This window comes from Enterobacter sp. kpr-6, assembly GCF_900116015.1.
In the GTDB taxonomy this organism is placed as follows: Bacteria; Pseudomonadota; Gammaproteobacteria; order Enterobacterales; family Enterobacteriaceae; genus Enterobacter_D.
Genome location: NZ_FOYH01000013.1, coordinates 46994 through 72095, shown reverse-complemented (window position 1 = coordinate 72095; position 25102 = coordinate 46994). Strand labels below are relative to the sequence as shown.

20 protein-coding genes are annotated in these 25102 nt (G+C 55.4%); 16 read left to right on the top strand and 4 right to left on the bottom strand.

Annotation, left to right across the window (positions count from 1 at the left end; genetic code table 11):
• Positions 1-78: 78 nt before the first annotated feature.
• Complete coding sequence (gene queF, locus BM373_RS20460; RefSeq protein WP_090465795.1) at positions 79-924, bottom strand: NADPH-dependent 7-cyano-7-deazaguanine reductase QueF; 846 nt, start codon at positions 922-924, stop codon at positions 79-81.
• A 68-nt stretch (positions 925-992) separates the two neighbouring features.
• On the opposite strand from queF, the gene syd reads away from it, so the two are divergent.
• The 8 genes from syd (at position 993) to BM373_RS20420 (ending at position 9520) form a co-directional block, all read left to right on the top strand.
• On the top strand, positions 993-1538 hold the full coding sequence (gene syd / locus BM373_RS20455; protein ID WP_090465792.1) for a SecY-interacting protein: 546 nt from the start codon (positions 993-995) through the stop codon (positions 1536-1538).
• A gap of 637 nt (positions 1539-2175) precedes the next feature.
• Positions 2176-2505 (top strand): YqcC family protein, encoded by a 330-nt coding sequence (locus BM373_RS20450; RefSeq protein WP_090465789.1) that lies wholly within the window; start codon positions 2176-2178, stop codon positions 2503-2505.
• A complete protein-coding gene (gene truC, locus BM373_RS20445) occupies positions 2505-3287 on the top strand; it encodes a tRNA pseudouridine(65) synthase TruC (RefSeq protein ID WP_090465786.1) in 783 nt (260 codons plus the stop codon). The genes BM373_RS20450 and truC overlap by 1 nt, the downstream gene beginning before the upstream one ends.
• A 17-nt stretch (positions 3288-3304) precedes the next feature.
• Positions 3305-3754 carry a flavodoxin gene (locus BM373_RS20440; RefSeq protein WP_090465783.1) on the top strand — a complete coding sequence of 150 codons (450 nt, stop codon included), beginning with the start codon at positions 3305-3307 and terminating at the stop codon, positions 3752-3754.
• Positions 3755-4241: 487 nt separating this feature from the next.
• Positions 4242-5594 carry a galactarate/glucarate/glycerate transporter GudP gene (gene gudP / locus BM373_RS20435; RefSeq protein ID WP_090465780.1) on the top strand — a complete coding sequence of 451 codons (1353 nt, stop codon included), beginning with the start codon at positions 4242-4244 and terminating at the stop codon, positions 5592-5594.
• Positions 5595-5596: 2 nt separating this feature from the next.
• Complete coding sequence (locus tag BM373_RS20430) at positions 5597-6937, top strand: enolase C-terminal domain-like protein (RefSeq protein WP_090465777.1); 1341 nt, start codon at positions 5597-5599, stop codon at positions 6935-6937.
• Between the two features lie 20 nt (positions 6938-6957).
• Positions 6958-8298 (top strand): glucarate dehydratase, encoded by a 1341-nt coding sequence (gene gudD, locus BM373_RS20425; protein ID WP_090465774.1) that lies wholly within the window; start codon positions 6958-6960, stop codon positions 8296-8298.
• Between the two features lie 79 nt (positions 8299-8377).
• Positions 8378-9520, top strand: coding sequence for a glycerate kinase (locus tag BM373_RS20420; RefSeq protein ID WP_090465772.1), 1143 nt, complete (start codon positions 8378-8380; stop codon positions 9518-9520).
• Between the two features lie 226 nt (positions 9521-9746).
• Here BM373_RS20420 and barA read toward each other — a convergent pair whose 3' ends face one another.
• A complete protein-coding gene (barA, locus tag BM373_RS20415; RefSeq protein WP_090465769.1) occupies positions 9747-12503 on the bottom strand; it encodes a two-component sensor histidine kinase BarA in 2757 nt (918 codons plus the stop codon).
• A gap of 57 nt (positions 12504-12560) precedes the next feature.
• Here barA and rlmD point away from each other — a divergent pair, with 57 nt between their 5' ends.
• The 5 genes from rlmD to eno all read left to right on the top strand — a co-directional run bounded on the left by rlmD (position 12561) and on the right by eno (position 20370).
• Complete coding sequence (gene rlmD, locus BM373_RS20410; RefSeq protein ID WP_090465767.1) at positions 12561-13874, top strand: 23S rRNA (uracil(1939)-C(5))-methyltransferase RlmD; 1314 nt, start codon at positions 12561-12563, stop codon at positions 13872-13874.
• Between the two features lie 47 nt (positions 13875-13921).
• A complete protein-coding gene (gene relA / locus BM373_RS20405) occupies positions 13922-16165 on the top strand; it encodes a GTP diphosphokinase (protein WP_090465764.1) in 2244 nt (747 codons plus the stop codon).
• Between the two features lie 174 nt (positions 16166-16339).
• Positions 16340-17131 carry a nucleoside triphosphate pyrophosphohydrolase gene (mazG, locus tag BM373_RS20400; RefSeq protein WP_090465762.1) on the top strand — a complete coding sequence of 264 codons (792 nt, stop codon included), beginning with the start codon at positions 16340-16342 and terminating at the stop codon, positions 17129-17131.
• Positions 17132-17358: 227 nt separating this feature from the next.
• Entirely contained in the window at positions 17359-18996 is a 1638-nt protein-coding gene (pyrG, locus tag BM373_RS20395; RefSeq protein ID WP_090465759.1) for a glutamine hydrolyzing CTP synthase, read from the top strand.
• Between the two features lie 78 nt (positions 18997-19074).
• Positions 19075-20370, top strand: coding sequence for a phosphopyruvate hydratase (gene eno, locus BM373_RS20390; RefSeq protein WP_090465756.1), 1296 nt, complete (start codon positions 19075-19077; stop codon positions 20368-20370).
• Positions 20371-20425: 55 nt separating this feature from the next.
• On the opposite strand, the gene BM373_RS20385 is transcribed toward eno, so the two are convergent.
• On the bottom strand, positions 20426-21250 hold the full coding sequence (locus tag BM373_RS20385) for a MurR/RpiR family transcriptional regulator (RefSeq protein ID WP_090465753.1): 825 nt from the start codon (positions 21248-21250) through the stop codon (positions 20426-20428).
• A gap of 171 nt (positions 21251-21421) precedes the next feature.
• Between BM373_RS20385 and BM373_RS20380 the strand changes: the two genes are divergently transcribed.
• From BM373_RS20380 to queE, 3 genes are read left to right on the top strand one after another with little or no spacing between them, the layout of a single operon-like run.
• Entirely contained in the window at positions 21422-22978 is a 1557-nt protein-coding gene (locus tag BM373_RS20380; protein WP_090465751.1) for a maltose/glucose-specific PTS transporter subunit IIC, read from the top strand.
• A complete protein-coding gene (locus BM373_RS20375; RefSeq protein ID WP_090465749.1) occupies positions 22975-23682 on the top strand; it encodes an N-acetylmannosamine-6-phosphate 2-epimerase in 708 nt (235 codons plus the stop codon). The genes BM373_RS20380 and BM373_RS20375 overlap by 4 nt, the downstream gene beginning before the upstream one ends.
• A 55-nt stretch (positions 23683-23737) precedes the next feature.
• The gene (gene queE, locus BM373_RS20370; RefSeq protein ID WP_090465745.1) at positions 23738-24409 is read left to right on the top strand and encodes a 7-carboxy-7-deazaguanine synthase QueE; all 672 of its coding nucleotides are present in this window, start codon (positions 23738-23740) and stop codon (positions 24407-24409) included.
• Between the two features lie 142 nt (positions 24410-24551).
• Here queE and queD read toward each other — a convergent pair whose 3' ends face one another.
• Positions 24552-24914 carry a 6-carboxytetrahydropterin synthase QueD gene (gene queD / locus BM373_RS20365; RefSeq protein WP_090465744.1) on the bottom strand — a complete coding sequence of 121 codons (363 nt, stop codon included), beginning with the start codon at positions 24912-24914 and terminating at the stop codon, positions 24552-24554.
• Positions 24915-25102 lie beyond the last annotated feature (188 nt).

The following is a 25102-nucleotide window of genomic DNA, read 5'->3' as shown; positions in this document are numbered from 1 at the left end:
ATTACAATAGCCCTGGCTTATGACGTTTAACAACTTTCTGCGCGCAATGTGCGGCGCGCATTCTAAAAATCAGGTAAATTACTGGCGAACCAGCCGTCCGGTTGCCGGTTGATAATCGGTATTGGTGCGCCACGGGTTGATGTCCAGGCCGCCGCGACGGGTGTAGCGCGCATAGACGCTGAGGGTCTGCGGCTGGCAGAAGCGCTGAATATCGTTAAAAATGCGCTCCACGCACTGCTCATGAAACTCATTGTGGTGGCGGAACGACACCAGATAGCGCAGCAATTTCTCGCGGTCGATTTTCGGGCCACGGTACTTGATTTGCACTGAACCCCAGTCCGGCTGGTGAGTGATGAGACAGTTAGATTTGAGCAGATGGCTCACCAGCGTCTCTTCCACCACGTTTTCACCGGTCGCGTTTTGCAGGTAATCGGCGCTGAATTCGTAGTTATCGATAGTGATATCCTGGTGATCGATGCAGGTGCCATTAAAGTGCGCAATCGGCTGCCCTTCCAGTTCGTCAAGGCGGTAAAGCGCCACGCTCACCTGACCCTGCGCGCAGTCACTGAGATCGCGGGTTAAGGTCTCCAGTACCGCTTCCCAGTCTTTAAAACGCGTCTGGTTAAAGCTGTTGAGGTAGAGCTTAAAACTTTTTGACTCCACCAGATTGAGGCTGTCATAAGCCAGTTCGACCTGACCTACCGCCACCTGCGGCAATCCGTTGGCATTAAGCCAGGAGAGTTCGTACAGCGTCCAGATATCGCCGCCGTGGAAGGGCAGGTCATCAGCGTGCAGGCCGAGCGGATCGCGGTTGAGGCTACGCGGTACGCCCTGAAGCAGCGTGACGTCATAGGTGTCGCGGTAATCGGTCGCTTTACCAAGCGTCAGGCCTGCCAGGGCCTGGTGGTTATCGTAAGAAGACATGTTTCATCGCCATTTTGCAGGTAAACTATGCGCCAAGTTTATCCTGACTTTGGTTAAGAGAGAAATCGGTGGACAAAGAAACAGCCCTTGCCCTGAACGCGTTTACGACGCGCTTTTGCGATGCCTGGCATGAGCAACACCAGAGCTGGCCGCAGAGCGAAGAGCTGTATGGCGTGCCGTCGCCCTGCGTGATCTCTTCTACACAGAATAGTGTGCTGTGGCAACCGCAGCCGTTCGATGCCGCGCCCGGTGTAAACGCGGTTGAACGTGCCCTTGATATTGTGATACAACCAGCAGTTCATGCGTTCTATTCCACACAGTTTGCCGGTGATATGCCCGCGCGTTTTGGTGACCTCTCCCTGACGCTGCTGCAAACCTGGAGCGCAGATGATTTTCAGCGTGTGCAGGAAAATCTGATTGGCCACCTGGTCACCCAGAAACGGCTTAAGCTTTCGCCCACACTGTTTATCGCGACGCTGGACAGCGAACTGGACGTGATCTCCGTCTGCAACCTGACGGGCGACGTGGTTAAAGAGACGCTGGGCACCCGCAATCGCACCGTACTTGCCTCATCCGTTGGGGAATTCCTCAACCAGCTTAAGCCTCTTCTGTAATCCACTTTGCTATCACTTTTGTGAGAGATCTCTTACAAGCTCTGTAGGAGATCACCAGGTCTTAAAAGAAAATCCTTAATGATATAAGACGCTTTTTTTGAACTATATCAACAAATTAAGCGGATTATTCTCATCTTTCATTCGAAGTTTACCCCCCTGCATTTCCTGTGAGTCCCTTGTAAGACAACGCAGAAAAGCCGATTCTGTTCATGCAGACAGGACGTCGCACACGATGTTGAGACAGGATGGTTTCTCATCGTACAGGACAAACCAGGATGGTGTTTCAGGGAAAGGCTTCAGGACTGAAGCAAAGAGGACGACGCAGGACGCGTTAAAGGACACCTCCAGGAAGGAGAACGTGAGCCGGACAGGATGACCGGTGAATAAGGATGTTAAGGGATGCGCTTTACGGATGAAGTTACAACGCATCGGGGTGGTGTGTGCAGGACGCAATAGTTTAGGGATGAACGGTCAGGAGACCTCAGGAAAAGTTTTCAAGGATGAGCAGGGAGCACCAAAAGTAGCTGGACTGCTGCGAAACGAACCGGGAGCACTGTTTTTTACAGTGCTCCCTTTTTTTGTTCGGGCCCGACTAATGCTATTCTGCGCGTCAGTTTGATTATCAGTTGAGATGCTCATGACCCTTCATCATCCCGTGCGCCAGCAGTTGCTCACCCTTGAAGCGCTAATGCGCGATCGCGATCTCTGGCAATCCGTTGCACCAGACATCAGCGCGTTCGACAGCGACCAACCCTTCTGTATGGATACCCTCGCGCCGTTTGAATGGCTGCAATGGGTGCTCATTCCCCGTATGCATGCCCTGTTAGACAGCGGCCAGCCCCTGCCGCAGGCGTTTGCCGTCGCGCCTTATTATGAAATTGCCCTTGAGGCCAGCCACCCGGCGCGTGACGTTATTCTTGTGCAACTGCAACATCTGGACGCGCTGTTTTCCGGTGACGACGCCTGATGCTGGAAATTATCTATCAGGATGAATGGCTGGTAGCCGTCAACAAGCCGTCCGGCTGGCTGGTGCATCGTAGCTGGCTTGACCGTGATGAAAAAGTGGTGGTGATGCAAACTGTGCGTGACCAGATCGGTCAGCATGTTTTCACCGCCCATCGCCTCGACAGGCCCACCTCTGGCGTACTGCTGATGGGGCTTTCCAGCGAAGCTGGCCGCCGCCTTTCACAACAGTTTGAATCGCACCAGATCCAGAAACGCTATCACGCGGTGGTGCGCGGCTGGCTGATGGACGAAGCGATGCTGGATTATCCGCTGGTGGAAGAACTGGATAAAATCGCCGACAAATTTGCCCGCGTCGATAAAGGCCCGCAGCCTGCCGTCACGCACTATCGCGGCCTGGCGACCACCGAGCAGCCGGTGGCGACGGGCAAGTTTCCAACCACCCGTTACGGGCTGGTCGAACTGTTACCGCAGACCGGGCGCAAGCACCAGTTACGCCGCCATCTCTCCCATTTACGCCACCCGATTATTGGCGACAGCAAGCATGGCGATTTGCGGCAAAACCGCAGCGCCGCCGAACATTTTGGCTGTAACCGCCTGATGCTGCACGCCAGTGAACTGGTCCTGACCCATCCCTTTACCCACGAGCCGTTAACTTTGCGCGCCGGGCTGGATGATATCTGGATGCAGGCGCTGTCACAGTTTGGCTGGCGCGGACTTCTCCCTCTTAATGAAAGGGTTGAGTTTGCGTGCGGTAGCGACCAGGATGAAGAGAATGAAGTCTAACGCAAGGAGTGGATAACATGGCAGAAGTGGGAATATTTGTCGGCACAATGTATGGCAACTCGCTGCTGGTGGCAGAAGAGGCTGAAGCCATCCTCAATGGTCACGGGCATAAAGCCACGGTTTATGAAGATGCCGATCTCGACGACTGGCAGCGTTATCAGAACAGCTATGTGCTGGTCATCACCTCGACAACCGGGCAGGGCGATCTGCCGGACAGCATTGCGCCATTATTTCACGCCATCCAGGACAAGCTCGGATTACAAAACAGCCTGCATTACGGTGTGATTGCGCTGGGTGACAGTACCTACACCCATTTTTGCGGAGGCGGTAAAAAGTTTGACGCACTGCTGAGTGAACAGCAGGCGCAGCGAGTGGGGGAGACGCTGCTCATTGATGCCAGTGAATACCCGGAACCCGAAGCGTTATCGAATCCATGGGTGGAGCACTGGAGCACACTCATATCCTGAGGTTTTGCCCTCCCCCTTACCTGGAGGGCATCCCTCTTATCGCCAGTCAGCCGATTTACGACCCGCCACTATTTTACTTCTTCGATTGTGCCCCGACTTCGGGCATATGCCATTAAAACCCTTGCGTTGACGTGGTTTTAACGGGCGTTTTCCTAAGGTCAAGCGACCTGATTCACACTCTTTCCTTTTTCCTTCTCCTGCACGGTCCGTTTGTGCATCTGCTTTTCATTTCCGTGAGGTTGCCCCCAGCAGCCAGGGCTTATGCCACAAAAAGGCGAAAACTACCGCGCAAAGATTGTGTTTTTGCATAGTGAGAGTCCTGACAGCCCTTTTTATACTTCTTCTGCCAGTTAACGAAAGACGCAGTACGCAGGCAAGCGACCTAAATAAAAGCTGCATAAAGACACGAAACGTCATCTCTGAGTCCCCTACAGGTTGTGCTGTTCAGAGTGAGCGTAGCTAAACGCGAAATTTCAGGAGTGCAACAATGAGTTCATTAAGTCACGCGGCGAGCAGTGCGGAAAAACGCACTAACGCTCGCTACTGGATCGTGGTGATGCTGTTTATCGTCACCTCTTTCAACTACGGCGACCGCGCCACGTTATCCATTGCTGGTTCGGAAATGGCAAAAGATATCGGCCTTGATGCGGTTGGTATGGGTTACGTTTTCTCCGCGTTTTCCTGGGCCTATGTTATCGGCCAGATCCCGGGCGGCTGGTTGCTTGACCGCTTTGGTTCAAAACGTGTTTATTTCTGGTCCATTTTTATCTGGTCGATGTTTACCCTGCTCCAGGGCTTCGTCGATATCTTCAGTGGTTTCGGCATCATCATTGCGCTGTTTACGCTGCGCTTCCTGGTCGGGCTTGCAGAAGCACCTTCCTTCCCTGGTAACAGTCGCATTGTCGCGGCCTGGTTCCCGGCGCAGGAGAGGGGCACGGCGGTAGCGATTTTTAACTCCGCACAATACTTCGCCACCGTTATTTTCGCCCCGATCATGGGCTGGCTGACGCATGAAGTGGGCTGGTCACACGTCTTCTTCTTCATGGGCGGCCTTGGGATCATCATCAGCTTTATCTGGTTAAAAGTGATCCATGAGCCGAATCAGCACCCTGGCGTGAACCAGAAAGAACTGGATTACATCGCCGAAGGTGGCGCGTTGATTAACATGGACGTCAAAAGCGATAAAGCCAAAGTGCCGTTTAGCGTCAAATGGGGTCAAATCAAGCAACTGCTCGGTTCCCGCATGATGATTGGCGTTTACATCGGCCAGTACTGCATCAACGCCCTGACATACTTCTTCATTACCTGGTTCCCGGTTTATCTGGTGCAGGAACGCGGTATGTCGATTCTGAAAGCCGGGTTTGTGGCGTCCATTCCGGCGGTCTGCGGATTTGTCGGCGGGGTGTTAGGCGGGATTATTTCCGACTGGCTGATGCGTCGTACCGGCTCGCTCAACATTGCGCGTAAAACGCCAATCGTTCTGGGTATGCTGCTGTCGATGGTAATGGTGCTGTGTAACTACGTGAGTGCGGAATGGATGATCATCGGCTTTATGGCGATGGCCTTCTTCGGTAAAGGCATCGGCGCGCTCGGTTGGGCGGTGATGGCAGATACCGCACCAAAAGAAATCAGCGGTCTGTCCGGTGGTCTGTTCAACATGTTCGGTAACGTGTCCGGTATCGTGACGCCGATTGCGATTGGTTACATCGTCGGCACCACAGGTTCGTTTAACGGTGCGCTGATTTATGTTGGGGTTCATGCCCTGGTCGCCGTACTGAGCTACCTGGTGCTGGTGGGTGATATCAAGCGTATCGAACTGAAACCTGTTAAAGGACAATGATGATGACGACACAATCCAGCCCCGTTATTACCGACATGAAGGTGATCCCTGTCGCCGGGCATGACAGCATGTTGTTAAACATCGGCGGTGCGCACAACGCGTATTTCACCCGCAATATCGTGGTACTCACCGACAACGCCGGTAACACCGGCGTGGGTGAAGCGCCGGGCGGGGAAGTGATTTACCAGACGCTGGTGGACGCAATCCCGATGGTAATGGGCCAGGAAGTGGCCCGCTTAAATAAAGTGGTTTCGCAGGTGCACAAAGGCAATCAGTCTGCGGATTTCGATACCTTTGGCAAAGGGGCCTGGACGTTTGAACTGCGCGTCAACGCCGTTGCCGCGCTGGAAGCGGCGCTGCTCGACCTGCTGGGCAAAGCGCTCAACGTCCCGGTCTGTGAGCTGCTAGGGCCGGGCAAACAGCGCGACGCGGTGACCGTGCTCGGTTATCTCTTCTACGTGGGCGATCGCAACAAAACCGACCTGCCGTATCTCGACAAAACGGCGGGTAACCACGAGTGGTATCACCTGCGTCATCAGGAAGCGCTCAACAGCGATGCGGTGGTGCGGCTGGCGGAAGCCTCGCAGGATCGCTACGGCTTTAAAGATTTCAAACTCAAAGGCGGCGTACTGCCCGGCGAGCAGGAGATCGAAACCGCACGCGCACTCAAAAAACGTTTCCCGGATGCGCGTATTACCGTTGACCCAAATGGCGCATGGCTGCTCGACGAAGCCATTGCGCTGTGCAAAGGACTGAACGATGTCCTGACCTACGCCGAAGATCCGTGCGGCGCAGAGCAGGGCTTCTCAGGACGTGAAGTGATGGCGGAATTCCGCCGGGCAACGGGGCTGCCGGTCGCCACCAACATGATCGCCACCAACTGGCGTGAAATGGGCCATGCGGTGATGCTAAACGCGGTGGATATCCCGCTGGCAGACCCGCACTTCTGGACGCTCTCGGGTGCGGTACGCGTGGCGCAACTGTGTGACGACTGGGGATTAACCTGGGGCTGTCACTCAAATAACCACTTTGATATCTCGCTGGCGATGTTCACCCACGTGGCGGCTGCGGCACCGGGGACACCGACCGCAATTGATACGCACTGGATCTGGCAGGAAGGCGAGGCACGCCTGACCAAAGAACCGCTGGAAATTAAGCAGGGCAAAATTGCCGTACCCGATGCACCGGGACTGGGCGTTGAGATCGACTGGGCGCAGATCGAAAAAGCGCACGAGGCCTATAAACGCCTGCCGGGTGGCGCGCGTAACGATGCAGGCCCGATGCAATATCTCATCCCTGGCTGGACGTTTGACCGCAAACGCCCCGTCTTCGGACGTCACTGATACACGAAAAGGATAAGCTAATGAGCACGAATACTTTTACTCCTGTTGTCACTTCCATGCAGGTCATCCCGGTTGCCGGACATGACAGCATGTTGATGAACCTGAGCGGGGCGCACGCGCCATTCTTTACACGTAATATCGTGATTATCAAAGACAACTCAGGTCATACAGGGGTAGGTGAAATTCCGGGCGGCGAGAAAATCCGTCAGACTCTGGAAGACGCTGCGGCGCTGGTCGTGGGCAAAACCGTCGGTGAATACAAAAATATCCTGACGGCAGTACGCAACGCCTTCGCCGACCGCGATGCCAGTGGCCGTGGCCTGCAAACGTTCGATCTGCGCACCACCATTCACGTGGTCACCGGTATTGAAGCCGCCATGCTTGACCTGCTGGGTCAGCACCTCGGCGTAAACGTCGCGACCTTGCTGGGCGATGGCCAGCAGCGCAGCGAAGTGGAAATGCTGGGCTACCTGTTCTTCGTCGGCGATCGCAAACGTACTCCGCTGCCGTACCAGAGCCAGCCGGATGAGAAATGCGACTGGTACCGCCTGCGTCATGACGAAGCCATGACCCCGGACGCGGTCGTGCGTCTGGCGGAAGCCGCTTACGAAAAATATGGCTTCAACGACTTCAAACTCAAAGGCGGCGTGCTGGCGGGCGAAGAAGAAGCGGAATCCATTGTCGCGCTGGCAAAACGCTTCCCGGAGGCGCGCGTGACCCTCGATCCAAACGGGGCCTGGTCATTAGATGAAGCGATCAGGATCGGTAAATACCTGAAAGGATCGCTGGCCTACGCGGAAGATCCGTGCGGTGCAGAGCAGGGCTTCTCCGGCCGTGAAGTGATGGCGGAATTCCGTCGCGCAACCGGCCTGCCGACCGCGACCAACATGATCGCTACCGACTGGCGGCAGATGGGCCATACGCTCTCTCTGCAATCAGTGGATATCCCGCTGGCTGACCCGCACTTCTGGACCATGCAGGGCTCCGTGCGCGTGGCGCAAATGTGCCACGAATTCGGCCTCACCTGGGGTTCACACTCTAACAACCACTTTGATATTTCGCTGGCGATGTTTACCCACGTGGCCGCTGCCGCACCGGGCAAAATCACCGCTATCGATACTCACTGGATCTGGCAGGAAGGGAACCAGCGTCTGACCAAAGAGCCGTTTGAAATCAAAGGCGGCATGGTGCAGGTCCCGAACAAGCCGGGCCTTGGCGTAGAACTGGATATGGACCAGGTGATGATCGCGCACGAGCTGTATCAGAAACATGGTCTGGGCGCACGTGACGATGCGATGGGGATGCAGTACCTGATCCCGAACTGGACGTTTGATAATAAACGTCCTTGCATGGTACGCTAAGTGCTGTGGGACCGGTCCCAGTGGGCCGGTCAATTTCCTGTTTTATGCTTATCACAGTCAACATGCGTAAGGATGCTTTATGAAAATAGTGATCGCACCGGACTCATATAAAGAAAGTTTGAGTGCGCTTGAAGTAGCGACAGCCATTGAGCAGGGTTTTCGTGAAATCTGGCCAGATGCCGATTACATAAAGCTTCCGGTGGCCGATGGGGGTGAAGGAACGGTCCAGGCTATGGTTGAAGCGACTGCCGGTCGCATTATTCATGTTGACGTCACCGGGCCGCTTGGGGAGAGCGTAAAAGGATTTTATGGCCTTTCCGGGGATGAGCGCTCGGCTTTCATTGAAATGGCGGCGGCCAGCGGGCTGGAGTTAGTTCCGCCAGCAAAACGCAATCCGTTAATTACCACCTCCAGAGGCACGGGCGAGCTGATTCGTCATGCGCTGGATGCAGGGGTTAAACATATCATCATTGGCATTGGCGGCAGTGCGACCAATGACGGTGGTGCCGGTATGGTGCAGGCGCTGGGCGCGAAACTGCTCAATGCCGACGGTGAATCACTTGGACAGGGCGGCGGCGAACTGGATCGGCTGGCAAAAATCGACATCAGCGAACTGGATAAACGCCTTAAAACCTGTCGCATCGAAGTGGCCTGTGACGTGACTAACCCGTTAACCGGCGACGATGGCGCATCGGCGGTGTTTGGCCCGCAAAAAGGGGCGACGCCGGAGATGATTGTCCGGCTCGACAATGGGCTGCATCACTACGCGCGCATTATTCAGCATGACCTGGATGTCGACGTGTTAAAGCTGGCTGGCGGCGGAGCTGCCGGGGGCATGGGTGCGGCGCTGTACGCCTTTTGCGGCGCGGAACTGCGCCGGGGCATTGAGATTGTGACCGACGCGCTGCACCTTGATGAGCACGTTAAAGATGCCGATCTGGTGATTACCGGGGAAGGACGCATCGACAGCCAGACCATCAACGGCAAAGTGCCGGTGGGCGTGGCGAAAGTGGCGAAACGCTATAACAAACCGGTGATCGGCATTGCCGGTAGCCTGACGGCCGATGTCGGCGTGGTGCATGAGCACGGTTTAGATGCGGTTTTCAGCGTGATTTTTACGATATGTTCGCTGGAAGACGCGCTGGAAAATGCCGGTGAAAACGTCCGCCTGACGGCGCGTAATGTGGCCGCGGTGTTGAAAGCGGGGCAGGGGATTAAGTAACCCCTCACCCTAACCCTCTCCCCAGGGGAGAGGGGACAGATCGAGCACAGACTGACTTTCCCCCTCTCCCTCAGGGAGAGGGCCGGGGTGAGGGTAAATTACCTTTCCCCCTCTCCCTGAGCGACAGATCGAGCACGGACTGACTTTCCCCCTCTCCCTGAGCGACAGATCGAGTGCGGACTGACTTCCCCCTCTCCCTTAGGGAGAGGGCCGGGGTGAGGGTAAATTAACCCAATACCTTCCCCGCCTCGCGCGCCACGTTATCCATCTCATCCAGCAATTCCAGAAGCTCCGGTTCAAGCTCCTCAGCGGGAGTGCCGCTGCGCAACTGGTGTTCAATCAGATAGCAAAGATTTTTCAGGCGTGGGACGCCGCTGTAGCCGCAGCTTCCGTGCAGTTTGTGGATCGCCTCGACCAGACCTTCCGGCGCTTCATTGACCAGTTGTTCTTCCACTTTATTGCGAATTTCCGGCAGGAAGGCGATAAGCATCTGGAGCATTTCCCGCGCCAGATCGCTCTTGCCCGCTGCCTGCCGCAGGGCCAGTTGCCAGTCGAGCGTTGCATTCGGATTCACCGGTACTTCCACCGGCTCCGCAGGCGGCAGCCGGGCGGTCATGCCCGAGCCCGGCATATAACGCAGCAACAGGCTGCGAAGTTTATCCTCTTCGATAGGTTTCGCCAGATAGTCGTTCATCCCGGCGCTTAACAGCTTCTCTTTTTGCCCCGCCATCGCATGCGCGGTGACGGCAATCACCGGCGTCTGCTGCTGGTGCGGCAACTGGCGAATGAGTTCGCAGGCCCGGATGCCGTCCATATCCGGCATCTGAATATCCATCAGAATCAAATCAAACTGCATCTGACGCGCCCGATCGATAGCCTGCTGGCCGTTATCACAGAGCTGAACCTGCTGCACCTGATCCTCAAGCAGCGCGCCAATCAGCTTCAGGTTGGCCGGATTGTCATCCACCGCCATGACGCTCATCGCCAGCTTATTGTCGTTAACGGGCAGGAGCCCTTCGTCACGACTGATCTGGCAATAGGCGGTAACGGCGGGCAGCAGACGGGTGGCGGTCAGTGGCTTCAGCAGGCAGGCCGCCGCCCCATCCTGTTTAAGTTCTTCGGCGCTAATCTGCGCGTGGCAGGGCAGCGCCAGCAGCAGGAAATCGGTCATTGTGGCCGCTTTTGCCAGTCGGCCATGCTGCATGGAGAGCGGCTCCTGAAGCGTGACCGGCATGGCGAAGAGCAGAATGTCGTAGTGCTCATCCGGCAGGGCAGAAAACGTCGGGCTGTAGATCACCTCCAGCGGCGTGGTGCTCAGCACATCCAGCGTACACTGGGCGGCGGTGGCGTTCGGTTCAATGTAAGCAAGCCGTTTTCCATTGAGGCAGTCCATGGCCGGACCTTCGTTGATCACATTCGGGTTCAGATCCAGATTAATGTGGAACCAGAAGGTTGAACCGCGATTCGGCTGGCTGTGGAAGGAGATATCGCCGCCCATTTCATTGACCAGCTTCTGTGTGATCACCAGTCCCAGCCCGGTGCCGCCGTGCCGCCGCGAAATGCTCGCATCCGCCTGGCGGAACGCCTGGAACAGCCGCGACTGGTCGCGCTCAGGGATGCCGATGCCGGTGTCGCGGATCTGCACCTCAATCTGCACTTTGTTATTGCTGAGGGAGCGCTTCTCGACCAGCACGTCGATATTGCCGTGTTCGGTAAATTTAATCGCATTGCCGACCAGGTTGGTGATCACCTGTTGCAGACGCAGCGGATCGCCAATGACGTTATCCGGCACGTCATTTTTAATGTTCAGCGTCAGCTCCAGGCCCTTGTCGTGAGCGGCATGGGCCAGCAGCGTGACGATTTCATCCAGCGAATTACGCAGCGGGAAGGGAATGCTTTCGAGGATCAGTTTTCCGGCTTCCAGTTTCGAGAAATCGAGCACGTCATTGATGATAGCCAGCAGGTTATTGGCCGAGCGTTCAATGGTGTGCAGATGATCGCGCTGGGTGCTGTTGAGTTGTGATTTCAGCGTCAGCCGGGTAAAGCCAATAACGCCATTGAGCGGCGTGCGGAGTTCGTGCGACATATTCGCCAGAAACTCGGATTTGATACGCGCGGCTTCCTGAGCGCGTTTTTTCGCCAGATCCAGTTCGACGTTCTGGATCTCCATCTGCTCAAGGGTTTCCCGCAGATCGGAGGTGGCCTGGTCAATATTGTGCTGCATCTCCTCGTGATAGGCCGCCAGCGACATCGCCATCGAGTTGATGCCGTTTTTCAGCATATCCAGTTCGCCGAGCATAAAGCCTTCGACCCGGCTGTCCAGTTGACCACGGCGGATACGGTCAACGGTGTTTACCATGTTGCGGATAGGGCCGGTGACATCGCGCATCAGCCGCCAGCCAAAAATCAGCGCAATACCGATGCAAAACAGCATCATCACGCTTGAGATGAAAATCTCTTTGTACTGTTGCAGGCGCACGGAGCGCAGATCCAGTTCCAGCGCCACATACCCCAACATATTTTGATCTGCTTTTGCGTCGGTGCTGGAGGATTCATCGGGTGAATAACCTTCCGACACGATGGGCGTGCGCAAAATCATAGACTCGCCTTTGCGCATCACGCTTAAACGCGGCGGCATGGGCGCGCCCGCAGGCAGTTGCAGCCCGGCGGGATCGAGATTGAAATTGGAGGTCACGAACAGGTTATTGCGCCGATCGTAGATCGAAATCACCCGCACAATATCGGAGTGGCGGCGATGTAACACGCTGATCAACTGCCGGATGGACTCGCGATCCTGGAGATTCATGCCATATTCCGTGGACACGGCAAGCGGCTCAATAATGCTGGCCCCGGCGTCTTCAAGCTGTTGCTGTAAATCGTTGTAACGGTGTACCACGAAGAAGATGCTGAGTAATAAACCGATCAGAACGGTGGGTGCCAGAATCAAAATCATCATGCGGGCACGCAGGCTGTAGTTGGTCATGGAGTTCCGTTATGGGACAATTAGGGCCATTATGTTTGATTGAGAAAATTCCCGGCGATGGCGCAATTCTACTCTGCAAAACGACGCGTGGCGACGCGTCAGATCATAACAGTTGACGCGAGCGAACTGGATCCGTTTGGCCAGGGCGTCGCTCACCATAACGGTAAAACGCTCTTTATACCCGGTCTTTTGCCGCAAGAGCGTGCGGAAATCACCCTGACGGAAGACAAGCGGCACTACGCTCGCGGTCGCGTTACCCGACGCCTTAACGACAGCCCGGAACGGGAAACGCCTCCGTGCCCGCACTTTGGCGTGTGCGGCGGCTGTCAGCAGCAGCATGCCAGTGTACCTCTGCAACAACAGAGTAAAAGCGGCGCGCTGGCCCGATTAATTAAGCATGACGTTGACGAGATTATCGCTGACCGCCCGTGGGGTTACCGCCGTCGCGCGCGCCTGAGCCTGAATGTTCAGGCTAAAACGCAAAAGCTCGAAATGGGTTTTCGCAAAGCCAGCTCAAATGAAATCATAAACGTAATGCAATGCCCGGTACTGGTGCCCACTCTTGAGGCATTGCTTAAGCCATTGCGTGAGTGCCTGCTGACGTTATCCGCTCCGCGCCATCTGGGGCATGTCGAACTGGTTGCCGCCGACAACGGCCCGCTGATGGTGCTGCGCCATACCGCCCCGCTTAATGCCAAAGATAAAGAAAAACTGGAACGCTTTTCGCATTCTCAGGGTGTTGCGCTATTCCTCGCGCCGGAAAGCGGGATACTGGAACCGGTAACCGGCGATGCTCCCTGGTATACGTCAGACGGACTACGCTTAACCTTCAGCCCGCGCGATTTCATTCAGGTGAATGATGGTGTCAATCAACAGATGGTGGCACGTGCGCTGGAGTGGCTGGCGGTAAAATCCACCGATCGGGTACTGGATTTGTTCTGCGGAATGGGTAATTTTACCCTGCCGTTGGCGAAACTCGCGCACAGCGTGGTGGGTGTCGAAGGGGTAGAGGCGCTGGTGGTCAAAGGCCGCGAGAATGCTGAACAAAATGGGTTACAGAATGTGACGTTCTTTCATGAAAATCTGGAAGAGGATGTCACCCAACAGCCCTGGGCGCGTCACGGTTTTGACAAGGTGCTGCTCGACCCGGCACGGGCGGGTGCACCAGGCGTAATGCAGCACATAATTAAACTTGCACCTATAAAAGTGGTGTATGTTTCCTGTAACCCGGCCACGCTTGCCCGCGACAGTGAAGCGTTATTAAATGCGGGGTACCAAATTCAGCGGCTGGCGATGCTGGACATGTTCCCGCACACTGGGCACCTGGAATCAATGGTGTTATTTGAACGCGAAGTGAACACAGCTAATTAATTCGGCTTGTCGAATTCGGCAGGCCCAGTCCCTTAAAGGAGAGGACAATGGTTGCGGTAAGAAGTGCACATCTTAATCGGGCGGGTGAATTCGACTCAGAAAAATGGATCGCCAGTCTTGGCATCTCAAGCCAGCCCTCATGTGAACGCTTAGCCGAAACCTGGGCGTACTGCCTGCAACAAACCCAGGGCCATCCTGACGCCGAGCTGCTGCTGTGGCGCGGCGTGGAAATGGTCGAAATCCTCTCCATGTTAAGCATGGATATCGACACGCTGCGTGCGGCGCTGCTCTTCCCGCTGGCGGATGCGAACGTCGTCAGTGAAGACGTGATGCAGGAGAGCGTCGGCAAGGCCATCGTTGATTTGATCCACGGCGTACGCGATATGGCGGCGATCCGCCAGCTAAAAGCCACGCACACCGATTCCGTCTCCTCAGAACAGGTCGATAACGTCCGCCGGATGCTGCTGGCGATGGTGGATGATTTCCGCTGCGTGGTCATTAAACTTGCCGAGCGCGTGGCGCACCTGCGTGAAGTAAAAGACGCGCCGGAAGATGAACGGGTGCTGGCGGCAAAAGAGTGCACCAACATTTATGCGCCGCTGGCGAACCGCTTAGGCATCGGGCAGTTGAAATGGGAGCTGGAAGATTACTGCTTCCGCTACCTGCACCCGGATGAATACAAACGTATCGCCAAGCTGCTCCACGAACGCCGCATCGACCGCGAGCATTATATTGATGAGTTTGTCGGCCATTTGCGCGCGGAGATGAAAACCGAAGGCGTGAAGGCAGAAGTCTACGGACGGCCAAAACACATCTACAGCATCTGGCGCAAAATGCAGAAAAAACACCTCGCGTTTGACGAGCTGTTTGACGTGCGCGCGGTGCGCATCGTCGCGGAACGCTTGCAGGACTGCTATGCCGCGCTGGGGATAGTGCACACTCACTATCGCCACCTGCCGGATGAGTTCGACGACTACGTGGCGAACCCGAAGCCTAACGGCTACCAGTCGATTCATACCGTGGTGCTGGGGCCTGGCGGGAAAACCGTCGAAATCCAGATCCGCACGAAACAGATGCACGAAGATGCCGAACTGGGCGTCGCCGCACACTGGAAGTACAAAGAGGGTGCTGCCGCTGCGGGCCCACGCGCCACAGGCCATGAAGATCGCATCGCATGGCTGCGTAAGCTGATCGCCTGGCAGGAAGAGATGGCCGATTCCGGCGAGATGCTAGACGAAGTGCGCAGTCAGGTCTTCGACGACCGCGTGTATGTGTTTACGCCGAAGGGCGACGTGGTGGACTTGCCGGCAGGCTCCACGCCGCTCGACTTTGCTTATCACATCCACAGCGACGTCGGGCACCGCTGCATCGGGGCGAAAATCAGCGGGCGCATCGTGCCCTTTACCTATCAGCTACAGATGGGCGATCAGATTGAAATCATCACCCAGAAGCAGCCCAACCCGAGCCGCGACTGGCTGAACCCGAACCTCGGCTACGTCACCACCAGCCGCGGGCGCTCAAAAATTCACGCCTGGTTCCGCAAGCAGGATCGCGACAAGAACATCCTGGCAGGACGGCAGATCCTCGATGACGAGCTGGAGCATCTGGGCATCAGCCTGAAAGAGGCGGAAAAACAACTTCTGCCGCGCTACAACTTTAACGAGCTGGACGAGTTGCTGGCCGCGATTGGCGGCGGGGATATCCGTCTCAATCAGATGGTGAATTTCCTGCAGGCGCAGTTCAACAAACCGAGCGCCGCCGAGCAGGATGCCGCCGCGCTGAAACAGCTCCAGCAGAAAACCTACACGCCGCAAAACCGCAGCGGCCGCAAAGATAACGGGCGCGTGGTGGTGGAAGGCGTGGGCAATCTGATGCACCACATTGCACGTTGCTGCCAGCCGATCCCCGGCGATGAAATTGTCGGTTTTATTACCCAGGGGCGGGGGATTTCCATTCACCGCGCGGATTGCGATCAGCTCACCGAACTGCAGTCTCACGCGCCGGAACGCATCGTCGACGCGGTGTGGGGCGAAAGTTACTCGGCGGGCTACTCGCTGGTGGTGCGCGTCACCGCCAACGATCGCAGCGGATTGCTGCGCGATATCACCACTATTCTGGCGAACGAAAAAGTCAACGTGCTGGGCGTGGCGAGTCGCAGTGATACCAGACAGCAACTGGCCACTATTGATATGAATATTGAAATCTATAACCTGCAGGTGCTTGGCCGCGTGCTGGGTAAACTCAACCAGGTACCGGATGTGATTGACGCCCGCCGTCTGCACGGGAGTTAAGTTTACCCCTCACCCCGACCCTCTCCCCACGGGAGAGGGGGAAAAGCCTGGCCGGCGCACAATCTGTCCCCTCTCCCCAAAAGAGTGGATGCACAATCTGTCCCCTCTCCCGGCGGGAGAGGGTTAGGGTGAGGGGAAATCCCGCCACCCGCTTTTAATTTTCAAGGAACAGACATGACTCAAATCGATCGCCTGCTGGGCATCATGCAACGCCTGCGCGACCCGGAAAACGGATGCCCGTGGGATAAAGAGCAAACCTTCAGTACCATCGCCCCCTATACGCTGGAAGAAACCTACGAAGTGCTGGACGCCATTGCGCGCGAAGATTTTGACGATCTGCGCGGTGAACTGGGCGATCTGCTGTTCCAGGTGGTGTTTTTTGCCCAGATGGCGCAGGAAGAAGGGCGCTTTGACTTCAACGATATTTGCGCGGCCATCAGCGACAAACTCGAACGCCGCCACCCGCATATTTTCGGCGATGCTACAGCGGGCGACAGCACCGAAGTGCTGGCTCGCTGGGAAAAGATTAAAACCGAAGAGCGGGCGCAAAAAGAACAGCACTCCGCTCTGGATGATATTCCTCTGAGCTTCCCGGCGCTGATGCGCGCGCAAAAAATCCAGAAACGCTGCTCAACCGTGGGGTTTGACTGGACCTCGCTCGGCCCGGTGGTCGAAAAAGTTTACGAAGAAATCGACGAGGTCATGGATGAGGCTAAACAGGCGGTGGTCGATCAGGCGCGGGTGGAAGAAGAGATGGGCGATTTACTCTTCGCTACCGTCAATTTATCCCGTCATTTAGGTGTAAAAGCCGAAGTTGCGCTGCAAAAAGCCAATCAGAAATTCGAGCGTCGTTTCCGGGAAGTTGAACGCATCGTTGCCGAGCGCGGACTAACAATGACGGGCGTTGACCTGGAAACAATGGAAGAAGTCTGGCAGCAGGTAAAACGCCAGGAATATGATCTCTAACGACTTTTACCGATCAAGCGCTTTTTGTGTGATTTTTTAAATAACAAGCGCTTGATTTGCGTCAAAAACATTTAGCCAAAAGCGGCTATTTTCTCACTCCTTATGAATGTCAGAACCTGGTGAAGAGGAGGGAGAATGAAAGTTTGTCGCAACTGCACAGTTCCGGTATACTACTTTCCCGTCCTGGTTATTCCATCGTCTTTTAAACCTAACTTCTCAGGTTCAGCATGACAACGAACTATATTTTTGTGACCGGCGGGGTTGTATCCTCTCTGGGTAAAGGCATTGCAGCCGCCTCCCTCGCAGCCATCCTTGAAGCCCGTGGCCTCAACGTAAGCATGATGAAACTGGATCCGTATATTAACGTCGATCCAGGTACCATGAGTCCGATCCAGCACGGGGAAGTGTTCGTTACCGAAGACGGCGCTGAAACCGATCTGGACCTCGGCCACTACGAGCGTTTCATTCGCACCAAAATGAGCCGCCGCAACAACTTCACTACCGGTCGTATCTACTCCGACGTTCTGCGTAAAGAGCGCCGTGGCGACTATCTGGGCGCGACCGTTCAGGTTATTCCGCACATCACCAACGCTATTAAAGAGCGCATCATTCAGGGTGGCGAAGGCCACGACGTGGTGCTGGTTGAAATCGGCGGTACCGTAGGTGATATCGAATCCCTGCCGTTCCTCGAAGCGATTCGCCAGATGGCCGTTGAAGTGGGCCGCGAACACACCATGTATATGCACCTGACCCTTGTTCCGTACATGGCGGCCGCCGGTGAAGTGAAAACCAAACCGACACAGCACTCTGTAAAAGAGCTGCTTTCCATCGGTATCCAGCCGGATGTGCTGATTTGCCGCTCCGATCGCGCGGTTCCTGCCAATGAACGTGCGAAAATTGCTTTGTTCTGTAACGTTCCAGAAAAAGCCGTTATTTCTCTGAAAGACGTCGATTCAATTTATAAAATCCCGGGCCTGTTGAAATCTCAGGGACTGGACGATTATATTTGTAAACGATTCAGCTTGAACTGTCCGGAAGCTAACCTGTCTGAATGGGAACAGGTTATTTATGAAGAAGCGAACCCGGCAGGGGAAGTCACTATCGGTATGGTCGGCAAGTACATTGAACTGCCGGATGCCTATAAATCAGTGATCGAAGCGCTGAAACACGGTGGTCTGAAAAATCGCGTGACCGTCAACATCAAGCTGATTGATTCGCAGGATGTCGAAACGCGCGGCGTTGAAATCTTAAAAGGTCTCGATGCGATTCTGATCCCGGGTGGCTTCGGCTACCGCGGTGTGGAAGGCAAAATCGCCACCGCACGCTTTGCACGTGAAAATAATATTCCTTATCTGGGTATTTGCCTGGGTATGCAGGTTGCGCTGATTGAGTTTGCGCGCAACGTGGCGGGGATGGACAACGCCAACTCAACGGAATTTGTGCCAGACTGTAAGTACCCTGTCGTGGCGCTCATTACCGAGTGGCGTGATGAAGATGGCAACGTCGAAGTCCGCACTGAAAAGAGCGATCTGGGTGGTACGATGCGTCTGGGTGCGCAGCAATGCCAACTGGGTGAAGACAGCCTCGTTCGTCAGTTGTACGGTGCGCCAACGATTGTTGAACGCCATCGTCACCGCTATGAAGTCAACAATATGCTGTTGAAACAAATTGAAGCTGCGGGTCTGCGTATTGCGGGCCGTTCCGGCGATGATCAGTTAGTCGAGATCATCGAGGTGCCGAACCATCCGTGGTTTGTTGCCTGTCAGTTCCACCCGGAATTTACGTCAACGCCGCGTGATGGGCATCCGCTGTTTGCAGGCTTCGTGAAAGCCGCCAGCGATTACCAGAAGCGTCAGGCGAAGTAAGCGTTAGAACGACAATGCACCCAGATGGGTGCATTGTTTGTCTGGAGTTTTAGTTTAACTTGTACTGAGGAAATCCTAATGTCCAAAATCGTTAAAGTCATCGGTCGTGAAATTATCGACTCCCGTGGTAACCCGACTGTTGAAGCCGAAGTACACCTGGAAGGTGGTTTCGTTGGTATGGCTGCTGCTCCGTCAGGTGCTTCTACTGGTTCCCGTGAAGCGCTGGAACTGCGCGATGGCGACAAATCCCGTTTCCTGGGTAAAGGCGTAACCAAAGCTGTTGGCGCGGTTAACGGCCCGATCGCTCAGGCAATCCTTGGCAAAGACGCCAAAGATCAGGCTGGCATCGATAAGATCATGATCGACCTGGACGGTACTGAAAACAAATCCAACTTTGGTGCTAACGCCATCCTGGCTGTGTCTCTGGCAAACGCCAAAGCCGCTGCTGCTTCTAAAGGTCAGCCGCTGTACGAACACATCGCTGAACTGAACGGCACCCCAGGCAAATACTCCATGCCGGTTCCGATGATGAACATCATCAACGGCGGTGAGCACGCTGATAACAACGTTGATATCCAGGAATTCATGATTCAGCCTGTTGGCGCGAAATCACTGAAAGAAGCCGTGCGTATGGGTTCTGAAGTGTTCCACAACCTGGCAAAAGTTCTGAAAGCGAAAGGCATGAACACTGCTGTTGGCGACGAAGGTGGCTACGCGCCGAACCTGGGTTCCAACGCCGAAGCACTGGCTGTTATCGCTGAAGCGGTTAAAGCAGCAGGCTACGAGCTGGGCACCGACATCACCCTGGCGATGGACTGTGCAGCTTCTGAGTTCTACAAAGACGGCAAATACGTTCTGGCTGGCGAAGGCAACAAAGCCTTCACCTCCGAAGAATTCACCCACTTCCTGGAAGATCTGACCAAACAGTATCCGATCGTTTCCATCGAAGATGGTCTGGACGAATCTGACTGGACTGGTTTTGCTTACCAGACCAAAGTGCTGGGCGACAAAATCCAGCTGGTTGGTGACGATCTGTTCGTAACCAACACCAAGATCCTGAAAGAAGGCATCGAGAAAGGCATCGTTAACTCCATCCTGATCAAATTCAACCAGATCGGTTCTCTGACCGAAACTCTGGCTGCGATCAAAATGGCGAAAGACGCTGGCTACACCGCGGTGATCTCTCACCGTTCTGGCGAAACTGAAGATGCGACCATTGCCGACCTGGCAGTAGGTACCGCTGCAGGCCAGATCAAAACCGGTTCCATGAGCCGTTCTGACCGCGTTGCTAAATACAACCAGCTGATTCGTATCGAAGAAGCGCTGGGCGAAAAAGCACCGTACAACGGTCGTAAAGAGATCAAAGGTCAGTAATATTACTGTCTCTTCGCTCTTATAAAAAAACCCGCTTCGGCGGGTTTTTTTGTTTCTACAGCAGCAGCGGCAGCGTCGCGCTGGCGGTTTGCTGGCTGGTTTCGCTGTAACCCGTATCGTGTGACATCAGCGAAGTCATCAGCAGCTCCACCAGCAGCATCGCCCCCACTTTGGCATTCAGCGCCCCGGCACTCAGCGGGCCTTCGGGTTTGGCAGCGACCAGCAGCATATCGCTGATCGACGCCAGCGGGCTACGGGGCGTATTGCTTAACGCCAGCACCTTTGCACCGCGTTTTCGCGCGAGTTTCACCACATGCAGCAAATCGCGCGTGGAGCCGGAGCTGGAAATGGCGATCACCAGTTCATCCGTGCCAAGCGTAGTGGCGTTCATCGCCGCGCGATGCATGTCGCTGAAAACCTGCGCCGTTTTACCGAGGCGTAACAACTTGTAGTGCAGATAATCGCCGACGATCGCGCTGGCCGCCACGCCATAAATCTGCACCGAACGGGCCTGATGCAGCGCCGTTGCCGCCTGAGCGAGCACCTCGCGGTCGAGCAGTTTAGCTGTGTCGCGCAAGGCCAGCACCGATTCTTCCACCAGCGTATCAATCTCATCGCCGTGCTCACGCGGCACGTCTGAACGCTGCACGTCCAGCGCCAGCGCCATTTTGAATTCGGTATAGCCCTTGCAGCCCAGCACCCGGCACAGGCGCGTCACGCTGGCTTCGCTGGTTTCACTCTCGCGGGCCAGTTCGGTAATGGTCTGGTAGAGCACCCGCGACGGCTCAGCCAGCACATATTCCGCCAGCTTTTGCTGAGTGGGGCTGTAGCCCGAGGTGCCCTGCCGCAGGCGGAGCAACACGTTTTCATTGTCAGACATCGCATAATCCTTAACGCCGTTGATGCCCGCTAGTGTGGCGGAAAGAGGGGACAGGTTGCCAGTCATTTTAAAATAGTATGATCCACTTCCGCTTTTATGATGATAATTTTCACTATTAATATTTAATGTGGTAATAATTTTCATCAACACGACGGTGAGCGGAGAAAAACAATGTCAATTTTTAGTGGGGCCTCCTCCGGGGGCTGGTTTGAAAAAGCACAGCGGTTTGGTAAATCTTTCATGTTGCCGATTGCGGTACTGCCAGCGGCGGGCCTGCTGCTGGGGATCGGCGGGGCACTGTCGAACCCGAATACCTTAACGGCCTATCCTTTCCTGGATGTGGGCTGGCTTCAGGCGATTTTCACGATTATGAGCAGCGCCGGGGCGATTGTGTTTGCCAACTTGTCCGTGCTGTTTGCCGTGGGCGTAGCGGTAGGACTGGCGAAAACCGATAAAGGCACCGTAGGACTGGCGGCACTGTTAGCGTTCCTGGTCATGAACGCCACCATCAACGCCTTGCTGACGCTCACCGGTACGCTTGCCACCACCAATCCGGGTGCAGTAGGGCAGGGGATGACGCTGGGCATTCAGACGCTGGAAACGGGCGTCTTCGGTGGCGTAGTGATTGGTCTTGTGACCTGTGCGTTACACCATCGCTTCAATAAAATCGCGCTGCCGCAGTTTTTAGGCTTTTTCGGCGGATCGCGCTTTGTGCCCATTATTGCCTCGCTGGTGGCGATCCTGGTCGGAGCCATCATGACGGTGGTGTGGCCGCATTTCCAGAAGCTGATTTTTGGTCTTGGTGGCCTCGTAGACGCGACGGGTTATCTCGGTACGCTGCTGTACGGTTTTATTTTGCGTATGCTTGGCCCGTTCGGCCTGCACCATATTTTCTATCTGCCGTTCTGGACCACGGCGCTCGGCGGCAGCGAAATCGTTAACGGGCAACTGGTGGAAGGGACGCAGCGCATTTTCTTCGCCCAGCTTGCCGATCCGAATACTCAGCAATTTTACGAAGGCACCTCACGCTTTATGTCGGGTCGCTTCATTACCATGATGTTCGGGCTGATTGGCGCGTGTCTGGCGATGTACCACACCGCTAAACCGGAGAATAAAAAACGCGTTGCCGGGCTGCTGCTCTCCGCCGCCCTGACTTCATTCCTCACTGGTATTACCGAGCCGATTGAGTTCTCGTTCCTGTTTGTCGCCCCTGTGCTGTACGTCCTGCACGCCTTCTTCGACGGGCTGGCCTTTATGCTGGCGCATATGCTGCACATCACCATCGGGCAGACCTTCTCCGGCGGCTTTATCGATTTCATCCTGTTTGGCGTGTTGCAGGGCGAAGCAAAAACCCACTGGCTGTACGTGCCGATGGTCGGCATTCCGTGGTTCTTCCTCTACTACTTTACGTTCCGTTATCTGATTAACCGCTTTAATTTCCTCACGCCAGGGCGTGAAAAAGAGCAGGTTGAGATGGTCGCCGTCAACGGCAGTGAACGCGCGCAGGCCATCGTGCGCGGGCTTGGCGGACGAGAGAATCTGGATGAAGTTGACTGCTGCGCCACACGGTTACGCGTGACGGTGAAAGAGGGCAGTAAAGTGGACGAAGCCGCCCTGAAAGCGACCGGCGCGCGCGGCGTGATCGTGCGTGGCAATGGGGTGCAGGTGATTTACGGCCCGCATGTCACCATCATTAAAAATGAAATGGAAGAGATGTTAGCGTTATGAATGTGATGTTAGAGCAAATTAAACACAAGCTGGTGGTCTCCTGTCAGGCGCTGGAAAATGAACCCCTGCACAGCCCGTTTATTATGTCGCGGATGGCGCTTGCCGCAGCCCAGGGCGGCGCGGCAGGGATCCGCGCGAACAGCGTGGCGGATATCGAAGCTATCAAAGCGACGGTATCGCTGCCGGTTATCGGCATCATTAAGCGCGACTACCCGGACAGCGAAGTGTTCATCACCGCCACGCTGCGTGAAATCGACGAACTGATGACGGTCGCGCCGGAGATGATTGCCCTGGACGCCACGCAGCGTCAACGACCGGGCGGCGACACGCTTCCCGCGCTGGTCGCAGAGGTCCGCCGCCGCTATCCGCAGGTGTTGCTGATGGCGGATATTGCCAGCCTTGAAGATGTGCGCGTCGCCTGCGAGCTCGGTTTTGACTGTGTCGGTACCACGCTTTATGGCTACACGGCGGCATCGACGGGGCATAAACTTCCGGAAAACGATCTGCAATTTCTGAAAGATGCAGTGGCACTCTCCACGATCCCGGTCATTGCTGAAGGCAACGTCGAGACGCCGGAGCTTGCCGCACGCTGTCTGGCACTGGGCGCACACGCGGTGGTCGTGGGCGGGGCGATTACCCGTCCCCTGCAAATCACCCAGCGATTTGCCAGCGCGGTAAATGCGCAGGGCGCGAATGGCACATGATCGGATGCCGGGGATCTGCGATACTTAGTCTTTACCCGCTAAAACAGAGATGAGTATGCAGTACCCGATTAATGAAATGTTCCAGACCCTGCAAGGTGAGGGTTACTTTACCGGCGTTCCTGCCATTTTTATTCGTTTGCAGGGATGCCCGGTTGGCTGTGCCTGGTGCGACACCAAACACACGTGGGACAAACTCGCCGATCGGGAAGTGTCGCTCTATACCGTTGTCGCCAAGACCAAAGAGAGCGACAAATGGGGCGCAGCAAGCAGCGAAGATCTGCTGGCAGTGATTGGCCGTCAGGGATATACCGCGCGTCACGTGGTGATCACCGGCGGCGAACCCTGCATTCACGACCTGATCCCGCTGACCTCACTGCTGGAAAAAAACGGTTTTAGCTGCCAGATCGAAACCAGCGGCACGCATGAAGTGCGCTGTTCTCACAGCACCTGGGTGACGGTATCGCCGAAAGTGAACATGCGCGGTGGCTATGATGTGCTGACGCAGGCGCTGGAGCGTGCTGATGAGATCAAACACCCGGTGGGCCGCGTACGTGATATCGAAGCGCTGGATGAACTGCTGGCTCGTCTGCACGACGACAAAGCACGGGTGATTGCGCTGCAACCGATCAGTCAGAAAGAGGACGCGACGCGTTTGTGTATTGAGACGTGTATTGCCCGCAACTGGCGGCTGTCGATGCAGACGCATAAGTATTTGAATATTGCCTGACGGGAATCACCCTCACCCTAACCCTCTCCCTGAGGGAGAGGGAACCGCCCGAGTGCGTACCCGCCTTTATCACTCTCCCTGAGTTGGGCACGGTCCCGCCTTTCTCCCTCTCCCTTAGGGAGAGGGTCGGGGTGAGGGGGCATTACTCCCCGCGATACACACAACCCGCCGTACAGGTCTCTTTCACCATCACTGCACTCAACAGCGGCACAAGCGGTTTCATTTCATTCCAGATCCATGCGGCCAGCACTTCGCTGGTGGGATTTTCCAGGCCCGGAATATCATTCAGATAATAGTGATCCAGTCGATCATAAGTCGGCTTAAACGCCGCTTTCAGCTCGGAAAAGTCCATGATCCAGCCTGTATAAGGATCGACTTCACCGGTAATTTCCAGACGAACCATAAAAGAGTGGCCGTGCAGACGACCGCATTTATGCCCTTCTGGTACGTGCGGCAGGCGGTGAGCGGCTTCGAAGGTAAAATCTTTAAATAACGTGGTAGGCATGACAGGCTCTCTGGCTTAAAAAACCGGCGAATACTACCGGAATTGACCTTTTTTGGCATTAACTAAAACCGGTAAATCCGGTAAGGCCGCCATAAAGGTAAATTATCGTCATATTTAGCATTAAAAATCATAGAGTTAACCAACCAGTTTTAGTGTTAACAACTATAACTAAAACAGGTTAGTGCTTT